Below are 22509 nucleotides of genomic sequence, written 5' to 3' on the forward strand. Positions count from 1 at the left end.
GCTAGTTTGTTGATAGGTAGTTGGTTAGGTTTTTTGGGTTTGACGTGTTCATTATCTCTTTTTTTATTTATACTATTTTTTCTTACCTAACTATTCACAAGTCTAAAAAAATTGATCTTATAAAAGATAATGTTTCTCTTTGCAAAATCATTTAGTTCGTTACTTTTGCCCCGAACTAAAATAAATGACCATCAAAGAGCATTGCGTTCTCTTTTTCCATACTTTTTAAGTACATTTTTAACAGACTGGTATGTATAGAGATGTGAAACCAGACAAAATAATGCTGGGACTTAGGACTTAAATAGGCAGGTTTTATTTAGGAGGGAGCCCTTCTAAATCTGTTTCTGCTTCGTGAAGTTTGGAAAGTAGTTTTTCCTTTTTCTTGTTTAAGCGTAATTGTAGAGATGGCTTGGTTGCCTTTTTTATATCTTCCTCGATTGCTAGAAGCTTAGTGTTCAGTTTTTTGACACGGTTAGTATATCGATCTCGTTTATTTTTTTTGCGATTCTTTTTTGCTTCGTCGATGAGCTCTTGGAGTGTATTAAATTCTTTTCGATAAGAAATACCAATGCCTGTACGAGTGCTACGCCCAAGAATAGTAGACTCTGTTCGGTTATAAGCCTTTACTTTTAGTTTTCCATCGTTAGTAATGTTATATTCTAGTATAAAATCCCCTCCAATGTATCCAGAGCCATTTGAATTATCGGTTACTGGATTGTCACTTGCTATATCCATGTTAGCACCAGCATAAAACCGCAATCGATCATCTAAAAATTTGACATCACTCCCAACTCGAACATTGGAAGTGGTTGATCGAACGGTTTGATTGTCGCTATCCCTAATATTAAAATTAAAATCAAACTCTAAACTAGAAATGAAATCAACATCTTTGATAACGCCTGCTAATAAGTCGTTGATGTAGAGTGATAATTGTTGAGAAAATAACTCACTGACAGTACTAATTCCTGTGCTAATACCTGAAGAAACAACATTAACATCTCCAGCATTTTCTAGCGGCAAAAATTGTTGTAATGCAATAATCCCAAAAACTTGCCGATTGAGCTTGTTTTTGTCTGAGTGGATTGTTCTAAGTGCTAAACTAACAGGATTTTGCAAGCTAGATGGGACATCGTCAATGTCAATTTTAAAATCAATTTCAGGAGAAAAAAGTTCTCCTTTTAGCCCCATTAACAGGCTTACTTTACAGGGCGTATTGGCTAAACTAGACAATTCAGGATTGCCTGTTGTATAACTTTTGATTAAGTTACTAACACCTAAGTTTTTAACATAGGCAGCTTTAATATCTAATTGGGCCTTATAGGGGTCTCCATCGTTATCTCCCCAAGTTATGGTACCGCCTTTTTGGACTTCAAAAGGTTTGTTAATAATGTTTTTATACGTAAATAAATAGTTCCCTTCCTCAATGACATAAGTTCCAAAGATTTTGAGATCACCAGTCGGGCTGTAATGGATGCGCATATTATCGCTTTGTCCCCGTCCTTCAATAATATCACCTGCTTTTTCATCAATAATTAGTCGGGCAATAGCCGAAGGTTTAATATCAGCTATAATTTCAATATCTAACCCTGATAATATTTGATCTTTTATACTGGTAACTTTGGTAGAATCTACGGTTGCTTTTTTATCGACAAATGTGATATAGTTGGTTTGAGTAACTTCTAAAGGACCGCCTACAGGTAAATTAAATTCTGTATTGGCTTCTGTTGTAGCATCTACTTTTAGTTTGAGTCGCTCAAAAGGACCTGTAAAACTTGCGGTACCCGATGCGTAAACCGTTCCGTAAAAAGTATTGTTGTCTTCTAGCGTTGTTTTCATCGCTAGGTTATTATCCAAAACAGCTATAACGTCCAAGCCAAAACCTTTTAGGTGGTCGTGCACTAAGCTACCCCCAATATAAGCAGTATCAAAAGGTTCTCCTTCAACGATTACGGCAACACCACCTGCATCACGTTCATTGCCATTCTTTAGTTTTAAAGCAGGATCAATATGAAAGCCTTTGTTGTCAATTTTTATTTTTCCATCCGATAGAATGTATTTGGTTTGTAAAAAATTAACTTTCGTTTTTACGCCTGTCATTAGACCATCTCCTTCAATATTCATGATGGTATTTTTGCCATTGATATTACCAAATACTCTGGCTTGGGCAAAAGCATTTCCCTCTGTTTCTGAGATTTGTTCTTTGAGAAAGTATTCTAAAATTTTGGCTTTTGCCCCTTCTGCTGTTACATGAATATCCAATAAATTTTGGAGTGATTTTTTGTTTGTTGCAAAAGTTGGCGTAAAGTTAGCGGTTAGATAGAGGCTGTCAACAAAATCACTACTATGGGTAAACTGCCCTTTAAAAGTAGATTTTAAACTATCGGCAGATGCAATTAACCTAGAATTGCTCCCCCAATAATCATCGTTAATAATTAGGGTGTCAATGAGTATATTTGCTGCTATGCCTTTTTGGTTAAAAACATTATTCATAGAAGCTTCGCCAGAGAAAATACCTTTGATGTCGATTTTAGGCAAGGGTTTCATCATGCCATACAACCACCCCAAACTAATGTTTTCCAGTTCAACTTTTGCCCCTTTGTTTTCATTAATACTACTGATTTCAACTCGTTTGTTATCGCTTGATAGGACTACGTTTTGAATATCTAAGACCTTGTCGCCAATTTTGACATGGTTACTGTCATTAATGGTCCATTTTTCATTTAGAATCGTTAGGCTAGAAGTGTCTAGTTTTAGAATGACTAATTTTTCTTTGATTTCTAATTTCCCATTAATGGACAGTGCTTGAGCTATTTCGCCAACTGCATCGGCATTTGCCTTAAATAGAACAGAATCTCCAATGGCATCTAGGGTCAATTTGATATTGGGAATAAACGAATTGCCTTTTATTTTTAGAGCTTCTACCGAACTAACCAAATCAAAAGTAGGCCCAATTGCTTTTCCATTAGAGATATTAATATTTTCAATCTCAATATCTCCAATATGCACCAAACCAACTTCTCCATCCAATTCTAAATATCCTTCCGAACCATCGTATTCCCCTGTTAAGAAAATGCCTTCTAGCGATTTAAAATTTTTGTTGATTAATTGCGTTATATTTTTGGTGTTTTTAGGAATGTTAATGACAATATTAAAGTCCTGGTGGGGGATGGTGTCAATTGTGTTTTCACCAACTTCACGAACGACCTGTTCTAAAGGTCGGTTATCCTCTACTTCAATGATTTGAGTTCGATTTAGTTCTCGGTATAAGTTGGGATGGTTAATTTTGATAAAATTTTCCATAGAACCAATCAAGTTGACAACGTCGTATTTTCCATAAACATTGACATCAATGATGTCAGATTTTAAATTAATAGAACGTATATTTTTGACATGGAGTACGCTGTCTCCATCGACAAGATTGTAACTCGAATCTGTAGGGATATTTTTTGCTTTTACACTAATGCTTTTAAGCGATGAATAGATTTCTTCTCGGTGTCCTTTGATACCTCTAATGGATAAATCACCAGTAAAATTATCAATATTGCTACCTCTTGCATTGATATCGAAGGTGTCGAGATGCAGACCAATAGACTCTTGAGAAAGGTTCAATTTTTGAAAATCAATATTTTTAACATTACCTAAAATATCTACGCTAGGCAATGCTCCATTCAGGTCCATTATACCACGAACAAAAACGTACATATTGGTATCTTTGGAAATGATGTCACCATCAAATTTTTTCTGTTTGAATCGACCATCAATGGCAATATCTTTATATTGGTACTGCTTGAAGGTGAAACTATCAATTTTGGCATTTTGTAAAGCTGCATCGAGGGTTTCTAGGGTTAAGCCCGTCCCTTTTACATTGGACTGTATGGTTAAGTTGCCGACATCTTTGTTGTTGATAAACGTTCCAATATCAAAATTATTGAATTTAAAACCTCCTTTATAAGCAGCCTCTGTTTTTCCTCGGCGAAGATTGAGTTGCAAGTCCGAATTAATTCGCCCAAGTTCGGTGTCCAATTGCCCATAGGCAACAAAATCTTGAAAAAAGCCTGTATAAGACCCTTCAAAATTAATTGTACCTAGGGTTTCAATATTGGGAGGAAGTTTTACAAAGGGAATGATTTGTTTGAGATCATGATAATCGGTATTAACCTTCTTTAGATTTAAATCGATAAATGCAGCATCAGGGATCGTAATGTCATTCATAGACAGGTTGCCAACGATATGAGAATTATGAACTTTTATATCTACATCTTTGGCTCTAAAGTTATTGACGGTTCCTCTAAATTTACCTTTCAAATAGATGGGGTGATCTAGATTACTTTCGATAAAAACATTGTTTTTTATAGGAGGGGCAAAGGCAGCAATGTCCCTAAAGGTAACAACCGTAGAACTATCAAAAGTCCCTAATATTTTTACTTTGTCTGGAAATTCATAAAAATCACGATAGCGGCTGTATTTTAAAATTAGAGCATGTCCAATTTTACTGGTGTTGGTTTCTAAGTTAAAATGACTAATAGCAACCTTCGTTGGACTAATAAGAGCGTCTCCTGAAAAGCGTTTTAACTCAAATCCTCCATGGTTTAGCCCATGCAACTGCCGAACCTTTCCTGTAAATACTTCCTTTTGCAATCTAAACGTATCCACATCTAGATTGATGTTTTCAAAGTTTAAGTTGGCAAAGTCTAAAGCACGTGTTGTATCTATTTGGGTATTGGTTCGTTCATTGATCAGCCGAAAATTAACATCATTGAGCAAGAATTTTTCACAGCCAACATCCCAATAAGGAATGGTAGAGTCAATGGGCGTTTCCCAGAAACTAGAATCAACATTGGGAATTTCTACTTTATCAAAAAGACGAACGGTAATATTGGCTCGTGACAGGTGAGCGATTTCACCCCACACCTTTTTACCAATCATATCAACCCCTTGAGTAGCATGCTTGTGCACGTAGCCCGTGTCGCAAGTGATTAGGGCTGAGGTGCCAATTGCGGTATCTGCGAGATGAATTCTGGCATTGACTAATTCCGCTCCGCCAAAGTTTAGTTTAAATTTTTTGGGTTGAGTTACCTTTCGTTCACCTGATTCAAAAAAAGCGATTAAGAAATGAATGTTAAAAAATTCTGCCTCTGGACGACGTTGAACTTTAAACACAGCATCTTTGACAATTACTTTACCAATATCTATTTCCTTTTTGAAAAGAGCAAATACATTATAGCTTTGAGCTTCTGCATATTTAGCATAAATCAATGTATCTTGGTCGTGATCTTGAATAAAGAAGTGATGGAACTTAAAGTTAGAAAGTGGTTTTATTTCTACTCGTTCAATGCTTACTGTTGTATCCCATGCCTTTGACATAGTATAGGCAAATATATGGCCAATTTGAGTTTGTACCCAAGGGATGAGCAATAACAAATAAAAGAGTATAAAGAGTATTAAAAGAGCCTTTGTGAGTCGTTTTATGCCCCCTAAAATACCACCAACAATATAGCCACCTAAACCTTTTTTGGGTTTTGTCTCTATCGTTTGTTCCTGAAACTTAGTATGTTCGGGTTGAAGCTTAATCTTGTCTGTCTTTTATTGAATTATTATTACCTTTGTGGGCGTACTGTTTCTGTCTTAGCGGTCATTTTTTTAGTAAAGACCTTACTATTTTTATGCTATTTTGTGTTATTGGGCAAGTTTTAACAAAAGGGTAACTACTTTGTATACTATTTCTAGATAAAGAAATAATAGTAGCCCTTAGCATGCTGTCTTACCTATAATAACGACTTAAATAAGTAAAAGGATAAAGATATTAAATTTAATTTGAAGAAGCAGAAAAAAGAAGCGTTGAATAGTTGCTATTGACCAATAATTCTATGCTTGCTATTTGTATTCAAAAATCAACTGATATATGACGATTATTTTGGCAATCGAATCTTCTTGTGACGATACTTCGGCAGCCGTTTTGAAGAATGGAAAAATTTTGTCAAACTGTGTTGCTAGCCAAACCATTCATAAAGAATATGGAGGGGTGGTTCCAGAGGTGGCTTCTCGAGCACATCAAGCCAATATTGTACCTGTAGTAGAGATGGCACTTCAAAAAGCAGGCGTTTCTAAAAAGGACTTGAGTGCTATTGCATTTACACGTGGTCCTGGTTTGATGGGATCGCTTTTAGTGGGTGTTTCTTTTGCCAAGGCTCTGGCCTTAAGCCTAGAGATTCCAATGATAGAGGTAAATCATATTCAAGCCCATATTTTAGCCCATTTTATAGATGCCCCTCAGCCAGCGTTTCCATTTTTGTGTCTGACGGTATCAGGAGGTCATACCCAGATTGTTTTGGTAAAGGACTATTTAGAAATGGAAATATTGGGAACAACAATTGATGATGCTGCGGGAGAGGCTTTTGACAAAACGGGGAAGTTATTGGGGCTAGATTATCCAGCAGGTCCAATTATTGATAAAATGGCAAAAGAAGGGACGGCTATCTTTGAATTTACAGAACCCAACATTCCAAATTTAGACTTTAGTTTTAGTGGTCTAAAAACCAATATATTGCGTTTTTTGCAAAAAAATAACCGCCTTAATTCAAATTTTATTCAAGAAAACTTAGCCGATATCTGCGCTTCTGTTCAAGATAGAATTGTTTCTATTTTGCTAAATAAACTAAAAAAGGCAGCAATACAAGCTGACGTTCAGCAGATTGCAATCGCTGGTGGTGTTTCTGCCAATTCTGGTTTGAGAACGGCTTTGGAAGAAGTTGGAACTCAAAACGGTTGGGAAGTGTTTATTCCTAAGTTTGAGTATTGTACCGATAATGCAGCAATGATTGCTATGACAGCGTATTATAAATACAAAGACAAGGATTTTGTAGGGCAAGACATTACGCCACTTGCTCGTTATAATTTTTGAGAGATGGAGCGCATTTTTACAAAAAAGTAATCACATAAAATATGAATTATATCATCTATGATTTAGAGGCCACTTGTTGGGAAACGGAGCGGGAAACGAGAGGAAAAAAAAGAGAAATTATAGAAATTGGTGGTGTTTTGATTGATGAAAATGGAACGATCAAAAGCCGTTTTGAAAGTTTTGTACAGCCGATTGTGCATCCTATGTTATCGGACTTTTGCCAGCAATTAACTACTATTTCTCAAATCGATGTTAATCAAGCGGATAAATTCCCTGATGTTATTGAAGATTTTCAAGATTGGATTGGACTAAACAATAACGAAGAGTATTTATTGTGCTCTTGGGGGTTTTTTGATAAAAGTGCCCTTGTTAAAGATTGTAAATTGCACCATATCGAGGGAGATTGGGCAAAAAAACACATTAGCCTAAAAGATCAATATCCTAGAATCAAAAATACAGGACGTGCTGTTGGGATGAACAAAGCTTTGAATCAAGAGGGATTTGAGTTTGAAGGAACCATGCATCGTGCCATAGATGATGCGGTTAACTTAGCCAAAATTTTTCGTAAGTATCAAAATCTTTGGAGGTATTAATAACGTCTAGGTGTTTTTTAGAGCGCAATAAGAAAAGTAGCAATTTATGGTAGGGGGATTCAGTAGTAAAACAAAAATACATTTTAGTAATTTTGTTTATCAAGCTATAACAATAAACATAATTGTTTCTTTTTAATAAAGTAAACACTAGAAGTTTTAATCTAGCCCCCATTTTAGAGGCAAAATAGCAAAAAGTGAGGTAATCAATATCTGTTGTTCTTTTTGCATTGCCCAAAAAGAACCAAAAACGCTAGGACTGGATGACTTCTTGGACAAAGTATCTTCTTGATAGCTTAGGCTTTCAGAAACTCGCTTCGCTCAGACACCTGAAAACCTTATTTTTCTTACAGAAAAATAGCAGCTTTCTGCGGCGTACTTTGTTCCCAATCAGTCATATGCCCACCCAAAAACTCTAAAAATGAGTTATATGATGCTTAGAAAATGATTCAAAGACAGCTCATTGTCAAACGTTTCGTTGCAAAAATAGTAGTAAATATACTAGGGCGAATACATTTGTTTTACTTCTGAAGTCTCTATGGTAAGACTTCGCAGTTGATAATTTGAAAATGCACCTATTGTGTCATCTTCAAATTATCAAGCGATTTTTTAACGATTATTTGTTTTCTTCTTTAATCGTATCTTCTTTAGGTTGTTGTTGTTCTATTGCAGGAATTTCATTCTCTTCAATAAGATTAGGAATGGGTTCCATTGTCTCCATGATATTGTCTTCCAAAACAACAGGCTCTTGCTCTTTGATTGGAGCAGTTGGAAGTTCTTCCTTTCTTGCCTTTTTGTCTGCCTTTGGGGCAGGAGCATTCGTCTTTTTTGAAGTTGGATTGGGTGACTCTTGGTTGCTTGTTTTTTGAACCTGTTTTTTATTAGGCGTTTGAGTTTTGTTCTTTTTAGCGGCTAAAGCAAGGCGTTCTTCTACTGAAAGTTGTTTGTTTTCTTGCTTTTTATTGCTTTGTTTTCTAAACTCTTTTTTGGGTTTTTGATCCCTGTCTTTTCGCTCTCTTTTTTTGTGAGGCGCTTTTCGATCTTCGGGTTCAACACCATCATTATCTATGATATCATCAGGGCTAGCATCTATTTCATTCTCCGCAACAATTTTGAGTGGATTACCTGTCATCTCCAAATAATCAGCCCTTTGTTTGGCACTATCAATAGCTTGGTATAGAGCCTCTCTAAATGATTGAGGATTGGCATTGTTTTTTCCTGCAATTTCAAACCCAGTACCATGATCGGGAGAGGTTCGGATGATCGGAAGTCCTGCTGTAAAATTAACACCATTACCAAAAGATAGCGCTTTGAAAGGCACCAAGCCTTGATCGTGATACATCGCAAGAATTCCATCAAAATTACTGTAATTACCAGAGCCAAAAAAGCCATCTGCTGCATAGGGGCCAATGACCAAAATGCCTTTTTTCTTAGCCGCTTCGATAGCAGGCAAAATGATTTCAATTTCTTCATTTCCTAATACACCATCATCACCAGCATGAGGATTAAGTCCCAATAAAGCAATAGCAGGTTTGTCAATTCCAAAATCCATTTTAAGGCTTTGGTTCATGAGTTCTATTTTCTGAAGAATAAGCTCTTTGGTAATCGTTGAAGCGACCTGACTAAGTGGAAGATGGTTTGTAATTAGACCAATGCGAAGTGACTCATTGATCATTAACATTAGATTTTCTTTCGCATTAAACTTATGGGTAAGATATTCGGTATGACCAGGATATGCAAAACCACTAAGTTGCATTGCCTTTTTGTTAATAGGAGCCGTAACTAAAGCATCAAGATGTCCTTCTTTCAAATCTTCCGTTGCTTGTTCTAGCGAAAATGTAGCATATTTACCACCATCAGCAGTGCATTTACCCAATGTTATTTTTACATTTTCTAACCAACAATTGATGACATTTACTGCATTGGGATTAATGGAATGAATGTCATTGGTATTGTGTAAGGTTAAGTCCTTTACTTTGATGATGTTTTTATGATAAGAAGCTACTTTGGTTGAGCCATATAAAACAGGAGTACACCAATTTAAAATGCGTTTATCTGCCAATGTTTTCAAAATAACCTCCAATCCAATTCCATTGATATCACCTACAGAAATACCTATTTTTAATTTTTTATTCGTCATAAATATATAGACAAGTAAATTATACTTGTTAGTTGATCCAAAGTATGCCTTTGGAAGTGAGTTAAAAATATATGAGTAGTGTTTAAATGTGCTTAGTGACACTACTTATATGGAGTTGATAACTAGTTCTTTGTGTGTACGTGAAATTGCCTTTTTTTAGCAAAACACACCCTCCATACAATCTTGTGAAATTCATATAACTACAAAGATACAGAAAAAAGCGGAATATTACGGTTTTGAATAATTGGACAAAAAATTATAAAGCAATTGAACACCATAACCTGTACCTCCTTTGACACGATAGGCATCTTCATGGTGCAAAAAAGCAACGCCTGCAATATCGATATGTATCCAATCATAAGCCACAAAATGCTCTAAAAATTTACCTGCTGTGATTGCCCCTGCACCAGAACCGCCTAAGTTTTTTATATCTGCAATTTCAGATTTTAGCATTTCTGCATATTCTTCCCACAACGGAAATTCTACGAGGCGCTCATAAGTAGCAAAACCTGCCTCCAACAAGGCTTGTTTGGTTGACGATTGAGCTGTGCCCATAAAAACCCCTGCTTGGTTGCCAATTGCATGAGCCGCCGAACCCGTTAATGTAGCCATGTCAATTACTAGCTCTGGGTCATATTGTTTGGCATAATGCAATGCATCAGCAAGCAACATACGTCCTTCAGCATCTGTATTTAATACTTCTACGGTAGAACCATTGAACATTTTGATGACATCACCAGGAGCATAAGCGTTCAGCCCAGGACGGTTATCAGTAGCAGGAATCAAACTCACTACATGAATCGGCAACTCTGACTTTGCCACAGCGTACATCGTTCCGATGATCCCCGCAGCACCAGCCATATCCGATTTCATAAAATCCATAGAATTAGCAGTAGGTTTGAGACTAAGCCCTCCTGTATCGTAAACAACTCCTTTACCAACTAAAACAATTGGTTTTTTATTAATGGGATTGGCGGGAGACCACTCTAAAATAGAAAATGTTGGCGGATCGACGCTTCCTTTGTTAACGGCAAGAATGCCCCCCATGTTGAGTTTCTCTATAGCTGCTTTGTCTAAGACCTTGACCGAAAAATTAGCTAAGGCTCCTAATTGTTTTATTTCTTCTGCTAACTGAGGAGCTGTAAGGTAGGAGAGTGGTTCATTGACCAAATCTCTAGCAATACAAACCCCTTCTAATACATGACCAAGAAGTTTTACTTGTTCAGGGGCAATTGCTGCACTTAAAAGCTGTATTGTTTGAAGTGAACTTTGAAGGGCTTCTTTGTTTTTAAAATATTTCAGAAATTGATAATTGGCTAAGACCAAACCCTCTGTATAAGAACGCAATAAATGATCTTTCGTCTGGTCAATAAGAGTAATTTGTTTCAACCGATAGTTGCGTAATAAAGGGACAATTTTGGCTGCCAACCGTCTAGCAGCTTCTTGTGTAGAATTGCTAATAATTTCTATAAAAACAAATCGTTTCGCTTGTGGATAAACCAATTGCTTGATACCTTGTTGAGTCGCTTGCTCTAAGGTCTTATATTCGGTATCAGATAAAACAGTTTTGGCGAACGGTAAGTTTGTTTTTTTGACTAATACTATAAGGGCATCAGAAGATGTATATTCTGAGATAGATCGTAGTGTTGTATTCATATTATAAGGAATGGATAAGCTCGAATAAATAGGACCTGAAAAATAGCAAAGTGCTATCATCCATTACTTCGTGGAAAAACTAAAAAACTATCTCATGAGCATAGCGAGTAACTAAGCGCAGCGCTCATGACCATAGGGAACTAATCGACGAAGTATCAATAATCATTACAAGGTAAAATAATAAGACAATGCTATTGAGCTAATATAATTAATCTTGAGAAGATGTCAAATTATTTAGATCGTGCGTGTGTAATTGAACGTTAAAGAACCCTAATTGGAAGCATTCTTATAGGGCTATTTTTTACAATTAGAGAGCTAGAATTGAGAATCAAATCTTTTTATTGTATTTTTGTGCTTTCTTAAGAGTAATGGAAGAAGCCAAGCATAACAATTGATAAAAGTGAGTGAATTACTTCAATCGATTGTTTTTTATGAACAATCTTTTATTAATTGTTATTACCAAAAAATATAGAATGAAGGCAAAAAAATCATACGGACAGCACTTTTTGAACAAAGAATCTATTGCGATGGATATTGCAAAAAGTTTAACGTTAAGAGATCAATATAAGAGCGTCGTTGAAATTGGTCCAGGGAAAGGAATGTTGACCAAACATTTGATGGAGGAGTATGCTGCGTATGATTTAAAGGTAATTGAAGCGGATCGAGATATGGTACTCTATTTAGCAGAACATTATACAGATCTTGTACCTAATATTATTGCGGAAGATTTTTTGAAGGTAAACTTAAAAGAGCATTTTAAAGAACAATATGCTATTATAGGCAACTTTCCTTATAATATTTCATCTCAAATTCTTTTTAAATTATTGGATAATAAGGAACAGGTGCCCGAATTGGTGGGAATGTTTCAAAAGGAAGTTGCTGAACGTGTCGCAGCTCAACCCAATACCAAGGCTTATGGGGTCTTAACTGTTTTAGTGCAGGCTTATTATGATGTGGAGTATCTATTTACAGTAGGTCCAGAGCATTTTAACCCTCCTCCAAAGGTGCAATCTGCCGTTATTCGACTACACAGAAAAAAAGATTTTGAAAATTTAGGATGTGACGAAAGCCGTTTAAAAGCGATCGTTAAGACCTCTTTTGGCATGCGACGAAAAATGTTACGCAACTCAATGAAACAATTTTTGCCCAAAAACGTTATATTTGAGGATGAATTCTTTAAGCAGAGACCCGAAAACCTTTCTGTACAGGATTTTATTGACCTCACCAACTTAACTTTTAAATACTAAACGATATTTATAAACTCCCCAACTCTTATAATTTGACGTTTAGTGTATTTGTTATTCCATAAATTTATTGGATAAATAAGTTAGTAGTTGAGACAGTAAATTTTAAATTTTATGATGATATAGTACCTTGTTTATAAAAAACATTACTATATTGGAGGTACCCACCTTTTCTGTATTTACACTTTCCATAAGTTTTATTTTATTGTACAAGTCATCTTTCTATCTAAAATCAAACATTTAGATTGAAAGCGGATGCTATGCTCCTGTTTAAAGGAGTAAATTGCACTTCTTTTCTTTTTTGAACGCAGTAAAATCTTCTATATTTGCTAGCGATAGAAAGGGTTTTATTGGAGGGAATTGTTTTAAAACAAAGCGTTTTTGTTTTTGAATAAGAACTCATTTACAAAAAAGATAGGATGACAGAACAAGAACTACCTAAGGTCTTAATAACAGATGGCGTTCATGATTTATTAATTAATGGATTAAAAACGGCAGGTTATTACTGTGATTATATGCCTTCTATTAGCTTGGAAGAGGTACGAACCATTATCCATCAATATCAAGGCATTATTATTAATAGTAAAATCATAGTGGATCGTTCTTTTCTAGATCGTGCTACTCAATTGAAGTTTATTGGTCGATTGGGATCAGGTTTAGAAATTATTGATTTAGAATATGCCAAGGTCAAAGGAGTTGCTGTTCATCGTGCACCAGACGGAAACTGTGATGCTGTTGCTGAACATGCAATGGGTATGTTATTGAGCTTAGCCATTAATTTGAGGCAAGCAGATTGGCAGGTTCGTCAAAAAAAATGGGAACGAGAGCAAAATAGAGGCTGGGAGTTGATGGGCAAGACAATAGGCATTGTAGGTTTTGGATATACTGGGCGTGCTTTGGCTCAACGCTTAATAGGGTTTGGGCTAAAGGTACTAGCTTACGATAAATACAAAACCGATTATGCTAAGGAAATGCCACATGTTGTTGAAGCTACCATGGAACAAATTTACCAAGAAGCAGATATATTGAGTTTGCATTTGCCTTCTACACCAGAAACTAAGGGAATGGTAGATTGGCAGTATTGGGAAAACTTTAAAAAAACATTGGTAGTTGTCAATACTTCTAGAGGAAACATTATTCAAACGAAGCCTCTTTTAAGTGCTTTAGATTCGGGCAAAATAATCGGAGCTTGTTTGGATGTGTTTGAAAATGAAAAGCCTCTTACTTATACTCAACAAGAGGATTTATTATTTCAGGACTTGTTTGAGCGAGAAAATGTTTTATTGACCCCTCATATTGCAGGATGGACTGTAGAATCAAAGGAACGTTTGGCGAAGTTGTTACTTGACCGAATTATGAAGCTATAGACTTGGAATTGTCGGAATTTGATGATACTTTTGTTAGTCTTTACAAATCGGGTAAGTATAAAATACAAAACAAATATAGTAGTTTGTGAAATATAAATATACTGATATACAGTTATTTGTGTTTTAGTTTTGTAGCTTTGTTTTTGTTCTTTATTTGATTTTGAAGATCATTATTAACTCAACAAGTGAGTTATGAAGAATGAGAAGTAGTATGAAATACAAATGAATAGGTTGGATAGACAAAAAAGTGTTGGGATGAAATTGATAAAGTGAGATGCTTAAAGTTGATTTTAGCTCCAATACCAACATCGATGATTTTTATAAGGTTAATTGATGATAAGTCTGTTAGAATTTGGCTGGTTACCAGGTTTTTATCTAATTTAATTGTATGAATTTATTTTTCAACTTGAAAATAAAAATGAAATAGAGTAATTAAAGGTGTTGGTTAGCCTTTGATACTTTTGTTAGGTAGTACTTAATGTACAATAGATAAAACAACGTTTAATTTTTTAACTTTTTTAAAGTTCTTATGGTTATGGTTCGTTACATAATTTTGTTGACTCTGTTGTTCTTAGGGAGCAGTACGCTGTTTGCTCAGACAACAGGAAGTTTGCAAGGGAAAGTTATCGATGTTGGCAACGACGAAGGGCTTCCTTTTGCAAATGTAGTTTTAGAAAAAGAAGGGGTGCAAATCTCTGGAACACAAACCGATTTTGATGGAAACTACAACTTCTCAAACATTAACGCTGGTACTTATGATGTATTGGTTTCTTATGTAGGTTTTCCTACAGTTAAAACAGAGGGAGTTGTAATTAAGTTGGGTCAAGTAGTGCGATTTGATATTGAAATGGAAGAAGGTCAAGATCTTACTTTTACAGATAGCACTGGAAAAAAAACAGAAGGAGTTGTGGTACGAGCTTATCGTATTCCATTGATTGAGCAAGATGCAACTTCTGGTGGTCAAACATTAGGTGCTGAAGACATCAAAAACTTAGCTACTCGTAATGTTACAAGTATTGTTGCAACAACTGCTGGTGTAAACCAAGCGGATGAAGGAGAAGCGGTTAACTCTAATGGTAGTCGTAGCTCAAGTAACGATACTTATATTGATGGTGTTCGTGTTATTGGTAATTTTGGTATTCCAGAAACTGAGATTGATCAAGTTCAAATTATTACTTCTGGTGTACCTGCTGAGTTTGGTGATGCAACAGGTGCAATTACGAATATTATCACAAAAGGTCCTTCTTCTGAGTTAACAGGAGGTGTGCAGTTAGAAACTTCTCAGTTTCTAGATGCATTTGCTGCAAATCGTGCAGATGCTTATTTTTCTGGACCAATCCTCGCTAAACCAATGCTTAACGCATTAGGTGATACGCTTAAAAAGGACGGGAAAGTTCGCAAATCTACTATTTTAGGGTATCGTCTTGCAGGGGTTTATTCGACTTCTTTAGACAGTCGCCCTTCTGCTTTGGGATCTTTTCAACTAAAAGAAGATAAATTACAGGAAATATTAGCGAATCCTCTAGTTGCTAACCCTAGTGGTAGTGGTCGTGTATATGCTGCTGATTTTATAACTAAAGATGATTTAGAGGCAACTCAGGTACGTCCTAATGCTCGTGAATCTTATGCTGTAGCGAATGCTAAAATTGATTTTAAACCAAACAAAGATTTTTATTTTGTAGTAGGTGGTCAAGCTCAATTCAATTGGGGAAATAGCGCAGGTACAACTAACCGTTTATTCAATTATCAACATAATCCTACTTACAAAACAAACACTTGGCGTGTTTCAGGACGTTTCCGTCATACGGTAAGTTCTACTCAGCCAGGAGGTGATGATGAAGAGGGTGATTCTACTACTGTACAGTCTGCATTCCAAAACTTTAGCTACGAATTGCAAGGTGATTACTCTCAAACCAATGGATCTAATGAAGATCCTCGTTACAAAGATCGTCTTTGGGAATATGGTTATATAGGTAAATTCTATAGAAGCCTTACTCCAAGATTTGGTGCTATTGATTCTGTATTTATTACCAACACCATAGGTGATACGATTGGGGTTAATGTAGAAAATGGTCACTTGGCAAACAATATTACATTTACAGGTTATGAGCCTAACTGGGATATTAATCCAGGTTTAGCTTCTTATAATAATTTAATTCCTAGACCTTTTGATATTAACGATCCTACTACTTTTAACCCAGATGCTCCTACTTCTATTGACGAAATGGAAATCATCAATGGTTTGAATACTGGGGCTCGTACTAGTATTTATGGTTTGTTTAATGCTCCTCATCAATTAAATAGTGGCTTTGGAAAAAGCAATAGCTCACAAGTTCGTGCTAATGTAAAAGCTAACTTTGATTTGGTAATGGCGCAAAAAACAGGAAACCCTATTCGTCACTCTATCCAATTGGGAGGTACATTTGAGCAACGTATTGATCGTTCTTATAACATTAGCCCATTTAGCTTATGGAACCTTGCTGATCAGTCGGTTAACTTCCATATGGACGAAGAAGCTACTGATCCAACTCGCCCAACTGGTGAGACTCGTTATGATCCAATTACACAGCGTCAATATGATTTATACGATGTATTGATCCGTACAGATGATGAAGGAAAAGAACCTGAAATGACCTTATTTGGTCAACGATTGAGAGAAGAATTGGGCTTAGATAAGCGCGATTGGGTTAATGTACACGAAATGACACCTGACCAAATGAATTTGGAATGGTTTGAGCCAACTACGTTGATTACAGGTCGTAGCCGTGTATTGAGTTATACTGGATATGATTATTTGGGTAACCCAACAGGTACAGATATTGACTTTTTCTCTTTCTTTACAGAAACTCAAACGTTAAACAACGGAAGAGTTATTAAGACACGTCCAATTGCACCTAACAAACCAATTTATGCTGCTGGTTATATTCAGGATAAATTTACTTACAAGGATATTATTTGTAATGTAGGGGTGCGTTTTGATAGTTATGATGCGAATACTAAAGTATTAAATGATCCTTATTCTATTGTTGGATATGAGACAGCTTTGGAATTTGAGAGCGACCAATCTTTGTATGCTGCTGGAAAAAGCTCAAGCTATTCTCGTCCAGAAGTTATTGGTGACGATTTTGCAGTTTATGTAAATGATAATAACAAAGATGCTGTTGTTGTTGGTTATAGAGATGGTGAACAATGGTACGATGCTAGTGGTATTCCTGTAAATAATCCAAGTGAATTAGGAACTACTATTTTACCTGCTCTAAAAGGGTTTGGTACTTCAGAGATTGATCCACAAGGTGACAACTACGATCCTACATTGGCTTTCCGTGATTATCAACCTAACTTGATCGTAATGCCTCGTATTGCATTTTCTTTCCCTATTTCTAAGGAAGCAAACTTCTATGCAAACTACGATGTATTGGCACAACGTCCACCAAGTGGAGCGATTGCTACGCCTTATACTTATTATAACTTTAGAGAGTTAGTGGCTTCTAATAACTCATCAAGATTTATTGGTAACCCGAATTTGAAACCTCAACGTACAATTAACTACGAAGTTGGTTTCCAACAAAAATTGACAAATTTCTCTAAATTTAAAGTGTCTTTATTATACAGAGAAGAAAGAGATTTAATACAGATTAGAGAGTATATTAATGCTTATCCTTCTACTTATAGTTCTTATGGTAACAGTGATTTCTCTACTACCAAAGCATTTAAGTTGGAATATGATATGCGTGAAAACAATAACTTGCGTGTTTTAGCCAACTATACCTTAGCATTTTCTGAAGGTACAGGTTCTAGCCCTACTTCTTCTACAGGTATTGCTGCTAAAGAATTAAAATACGTATTCCCATTATCTTTTGATCAAAGACATACTTTCTATGTAATGTTTGATTACCGTTTCAAAAGTGGTGATAAATACAATGGACCAAAGATTGGAAAATTTGATGTTTTGGAGAATACAGGTATTAACCTAGCATTTAATGCAAACTCTGGACGTCCATATACTCGCAAAGAGATTCCAGGTGGTATTGGAACTAGCTTCGGGGATAGAATTACAGATGGAAGCATCAATGGTGCACGTATGGATTGGTCTTTCCGTGTAGACTTAAAATTTGATAGAGATTTTGTAATTGGTAAAAATTCTAAAAATCCTATTCGTTTGAACGTTTACTTGCGTATTCAAAACTTGTTGAATACTCAGAATCCACTAGGAGTATATTCTGTTACTGGTTCTCCAACTGATGATGGTTTCTTGACTACTGCTGGTAGCTCAGGTCCTAGTTTTGCTGCTTCTCAACCTGCTTCTTATGAGTTGTTATACGATTTGCGTATGAATAACCCATATAACATTTCTAGACCTAGACGAATTTTCTTAGGATTGAGATTTAGTTTCTAATTATAAAAACTATAAAGATAAAGGGTTCCGAATAAGTATTCGGAACTCCTACTCTTGTCGAGCATAAATTAAAAGAAGATGAATAAACTAAGATGTTTGTCAGTAATCCTATCTTTTTTCTTGATATTAACCTCTGTAGAGGCAAGGAACTTTGTAGGAGAACCTGCACAACAAAATCAGAATAATAATAAAAATAAAAATTCTTATCGAGCAGATTGTACGGAGTCAAGAGCTCAAACCGATCTTGCTATTAATAATGTACGTGCTATGTTGCGTGCAGGTGGAGATATGTGGTGGGATGGTAATCAAACCGCTCGTTATATTGTACCCAATGTAGATCCTGCATCTGGAGAACCTGAAATATCTTCCTTATATGCTGGAGCCATTTGGTTAGGGGCTTATGATGATGGTGGAAACCTAATCTTGGCTGCTCAAACGTATCGTTCTAGTGGAAATGATTACTGGACAGGTCCTTTGGATCCAGACTTGGGAACCATTGAGAAAACAGATTGTGAACGTTGGGATAGACACTTTACAGTTTATGGTGACGATATTAGTGCTTTGCGTGGAGATTATTTAGATCCACTTAGCCCTGGGGTACAAAATACACCTTCTAGAGGTTTATTAGGTTGGCCAGGAAAAGGTAATCCTCACTTTTTGACGGTTCACGGTTTTGATATTAGAGATTACAATCAAGAATTGGCACCATTTATAGATGCCAACTCAGATGGTATTTATAATCCTTACGATGGAGATCACCCTATTATTGAGGTATCTGGTTGTGAAGATTACACGTATAGCAATCCTGTTTATGCCGATCAAATGACTTGGTGGGTTTACAATGATAATGGAAACTTGCATACTCAAACCAATGGACAAGCCATGAAAATGGAAATCCAAGTTACTGCTTTTGGGTATAGAACTACAGATGCAATCAATAATCAGACGTTTTATCGTTATAAATTGTTAAATAGAAATAAATTAGCATTAAACGATACGTATTTCTCTTTGTGGTCTGATCCAGATTTAGGTTGTGCTACAGATGATTATATTGGTTGTGATACAGTGACTGGAATGGGTTATGTATACAATGAGGATGCTAATGATAACAATCCTTGTGGTACGAATGGTTCTGCTGGATATGGAACAGATATTCCTGCTTTAGCAGTAGATTACTTTAGAGGACCTTTAGATTCTGCGGGGAACCAAATTGGACTTTCTTCTTTCCAATATCATATTAATAGTAACTCTGATCCAAAAGGTGATCCTACTGCTGCATTAGGGTTCTATCGTTTGATCTCAGGCTTCTGGCCTAATGGAACTGCTATTAGCTATGGAGGAGATGGTTATGATCCAGGTAATCCTAATACAACACCGACACCTTATGTATTCCCTTCTTTTCCAAATGAAAGTGGTGGAAATGCATGGTCTATGTGTACTGAATCAGTAGTTGGGGCAGATAATCGTTTCTTGCATACTTCAGGACCTTTTGTCTTGAAACCAGGGGCAACGAATGAGATGATTTCAGGAGTAGTATGGGTACCTAGTATCCCAGATTATCCTTGTCCTTCTTTACGTCCATTGGTAGAGGCTGATGTTTTGGCTCAAAATCTATTTGACGATTGTTTTAAAATAACAGATGGTCCAGATGCGCCTTACATTGATGTAATTGAAATGGATGAGGAGTTAGTCCTTAATCTATATTACTCTGCGGAGCAAAATAACTTTAAATTAGGTTATGAAGAGTCTCCATCAGAAATCAGACCTTTTGCTCCTTTGGATACTACTTATAATTTCCAAGGTTATAAAGTATACCAAGTAAACGATCCTAACCTTTCTGTAACAGAATTGGACGATGAAACCAAAGCTCGCTTGATTTTCCAAACGGATGTTAACGATGGTGTTTCTAAAATTGCGAACTGGGAAAAATTTGCAGATGAAGATTTGGGGATAGATGTACCTGTTCCAACCATACAAGTAGAGGGAGAAGATAAGGGGATTAAACATACCTTTAAAGTAGTAGAAGATCAATTTGCAGAAGGTGAAAAGGGCTTGGTTAACCACAAACCTTATTACTTCTGTGTGGTAGCCTATGCTCACAACGAATATCAGAAGTTTGATCCTGTAGCCAATACTGGACAAGCAAAACCTTACTTACAAGGTCGTAGAAACTTTAGAATTTATACAGCAGTACCAAGAATCAATGATTCAGAGTATTCAGGAATCGCAATACAGTCTGCTTATGGAGATCGTCCAGGAATTAGTCGTTTGGATGGTTCAGGGGTAGGATCTAAACAGTTTTTAGAGATTACAAATTTAGGAAGCATAGAAAACGCAATTGTCAACGGTGAAAACGTCGGTAAGATTGACTATGCAGCAGGCAATGCACCAATAGATATAAAGATAGTAGATCCATTGCGAGTAGCAGGAGGAACCTATCAATTGCATGTATGTGATAAAAACTATACTTGGACAAAGGATAGCGTAACAGGAGTTTATCAAGCAAACAAAGGAAACTATAGCGCTTTGACGGATTCTATTTACTGGGTCTTAACAGATGTGGATGATCCTCAAGTATTGTGGTCTTCTTTCCAAACGATGGATTGGGATTATGAGCAGTACATCCCAGATTTGGGAATTTCAGTAAGCATTCAACAAGTAGCTTCTCCAAGTGCACAAGGAGAGGATGCAATCGGTAACAATACGGGTTGGATTGGCTCAAGTATCACGTATTCAGATAGTGTAACGCATGGTAAATGGTACAAAGGCTTGGAAGATGGAGAAGGAATCTATAACATGATAAAGAATGGACCAGGAGAAGACGATGAGTTGTTTGATCGAAACAAAGAGTTTTCGACAAGCGAAGGCGGCTGGTATCCTTTCATGTTGTGTGATGGTGACTTGCGAACAACAAGCTACTATTTCTCTTTGATGAATATCGGAAGCTCAGGAGCTCGATTTAGAAACAAGAACTCGAACATAGGAGGGAAAGTAAGAGACACGATGTTGATGGCGTTAAATAACGTGAATGTAGTGTTTACTGCTGATGAGAGCAAATGGAGTAGATGTATCGTAACGGAGACCTTTAACCGTTATCATGGAAGTGGTTATTTGGGAGCAACAGCACCATCTGATCGCCGTCAAATGGAATGGCGAGGAAGTGCAAGCGCAGGAAAACCAGTATACTACTCAAGAAATAAGGACATGTCAATAGACAACAGTAGTGTAGGAATGTCATGGTTCCCAGGTTATGCATATGATGTAGAAACAGGAGAGCGTTTGAATATCTTCTTTGGAGAGAATTCTTTGTACAACGGAGTAATGATAGAAGAACACATTGTACCAGGAGTAAGTACAGGAAACGATATGATATTTAATCCAACCTCAACAGAAAAAGCAGGAGGTTTCTCATTGGATGAGAATGTACAGTTTTTACGTTCAGTTTTGGGTGGACAGCATATCATTTATGTGACTAGAACGCCTTACGATTCCTGTCAAAGCATTCTAGATCAATACAACGGAATATTGCCTTTATTTACACCAGACAACAAGTTGGTACCAGGAATGGATATAACATGGGCATCGATGGCGTTGTTATCCCCAGGAGCATCAATGGGCGGTAGTCATGGGCACATACCTCCAACAGAAGCGACAGTAAAACTACGAGTGAATAGTCCTTATGAGATAGAGCAAGGGACTTATGACAACTTAGGGTATCCATTGTATGAGTTTAGCTTAGCAGGATTTGAGCCAACGAAAGAAGAGGCAGATGTGGCGAAGAGTGCATTGGATTTGATGCGAGTAGTGCCGAATCCTTATTATGCCTATTCAGATTATGAGGTGAAAGAAATTGATAATGTGGTGAAGATTACAAATTTACCAGCAAAATGTAACATCAGAATTTATTCTTTGGATGGTCGTTTTGTGAGAGAATTTAAGATCGCTCAACAATATCAAAGAGACTTAGGTAAAGGAGGAGCTAGAAACGGAATTGCTAGAGTAGGACTGGGACAAAATGGACCAGAGGCAGAAGATCAAATTACCACTTCAATAGATTGGGATTTGAAAAACTATGCATCGGTACCCGTAGCAGGTGGAGTTTACTTGATTCACGTCAAAGTAGATGGAGTAGGAACAAAAGTCCTAAAAAGCTTTATCATCAATAGAGCCTTTGATGCTCAACGCTTATAATATCTAAAAGGTATAAAAAATAAA

9 protein-coding genes are annotated in these 22509 nt (G+C 36.4%); 6 read left to right on the forward strand and 3 right to left on the reverse strand.

Translation table 11 applies throughout. The features are described from left to right. Positions 1–312: 312 nt before the first annotated feature. Positions 313–5364: a translocation/assembly module TamB gene (locus AsAng_RS28620; RefSeq protein WP_264790582.1), complete on the reverse strand. Its 5052-nt coding sequence runs from the start codon at positions 5362–5364 to the stop codon at positions 313–315. A 538-nt stretch (positions 5365–5902) separates the two neighbouring features. Here AsAng_RS28620 and tsaD point away from each other — a divergent pair. Further along, positions 5903–6901, forward strand: a complete 999-nt coding sequence (gene tsaD, locus AsAng_RS28625) for a tRNA (adenosine(37)-N6)-threonylcarbamoyltransferase complex transferase subunit TsaD (protein ID WP_264790583.1) — start codon at positions 5903–5905, stop codon at positions 6899–6901. Between the two features lie 41 nt (positions 6902–6942). After that, positions 6943–7494 carry a 3'-5' exonuclease gene (locus AsAng_RS28630; RefSeq protein ID WP_264790584.1) on the forward strand — a complete coding sequence of 184 codons (552 nt, stop codon included), beginning with the start codon at positions 6943–6945 and terminating at the stop codon, positions 7492–7494. A gap of 613 nt (positions 7495–8107) precedes the next feature. On the opposite strand, the gene pdxA is transcribed toward AsAng_RS28630, so the two are convergent. Both pdxA and AsAng_RS28640 read right to left on the reverse strand, forming a co-directional pair. Then, on the reverse strand, positions 8108–9631 hold the full coding sequence (pdxA, locus tag AsAng_RS28635) for a 4-hydroxythreonine-4-phosphate dehydrogenase PdxA (RefSeq protein ID WP_264790585.1): 1524 nt from the start codon (positions 9629–9631) through the stop codon (positions 8108–8110). A 228-nt stretch (positions 9632–9859) separates the two neighbouring features. Then, positions 9860–11347: a leucyl aminopeptidase family protein gene (locus AsAng_RS28640; protein ID WP_264790586.1), complete on the reverse strand. Its 1488-nt coding sequence runs from the start codon at positions 11345–11347 to the stop codon at positions 9860–9862. 371 nt (positions 11348–11718) lie between these two features. Here AsAng_RS28640 and rsmA point away from each other — a divergent pair, with 371 nt between their 5' ends. The 4 genes from rsmA (at position 11719) to AsAng_RS28660 (ending at position 22485) form a co-directional block, all read left to right on the forward strand. Then, entirely contained in the window at positions 11719–12534 is an 816-nt protein-coding gene (gene rsmA, locus AsAng_RS28645) for a 16S rRNA (adenine(1518)-N(6)/adenine(1519)-N(6))-dimethyltransferase RsmA (RefSeq protein WP_264790587.1), read from the forward strand. Positions 12535–12950: 416 nt separating this feature from the next. Next, positions 12951–13898 (forward strand): NAD(P)-dependent oxidoreductase, encoded by a 948-nt coding sequence (locus tag AsAng_RS28650; protein WP_264790588.1) that lies wholly within the window; start codon positions 12951–12953, stop codon positions 13896–13898. Positions 13899–14433: 535 nt separating this feature from the next. Beyond that, entirely contained in the window at positions 14434–18294 is a 3861-nt protein-coding gene (locus AsAng_RS28655) for a TonB-dependent receptor (RefSeq protein WP_264790589.1), read from the forward strand. Between the two features lie 78 nt (positions 18295–18372). Next, the gene (locus AsAng_RS28660; protein ID WP_264790590.1) at positions 18373–22485 is read left to right on the forward strand and encodes a hypothetical protein; all 4113 of its coding nucleotides are present in this window, start codon (positions 18373–18375) and stop codon (positions 22483–22485) included. Positions 22486–22509: the final 24 nt, after the last annotated feature.

Origin of the sequence: Aureispira anguillae (assembly GCF_026000115.1) — a bacterium.
GTDB classification, from domain to species: domain Bacteria; phylum Bacteroidota; class Bacteroidia; order Chitinophagales; family Saprospiraceae; genus Aureispira; species Aureispira anguillae.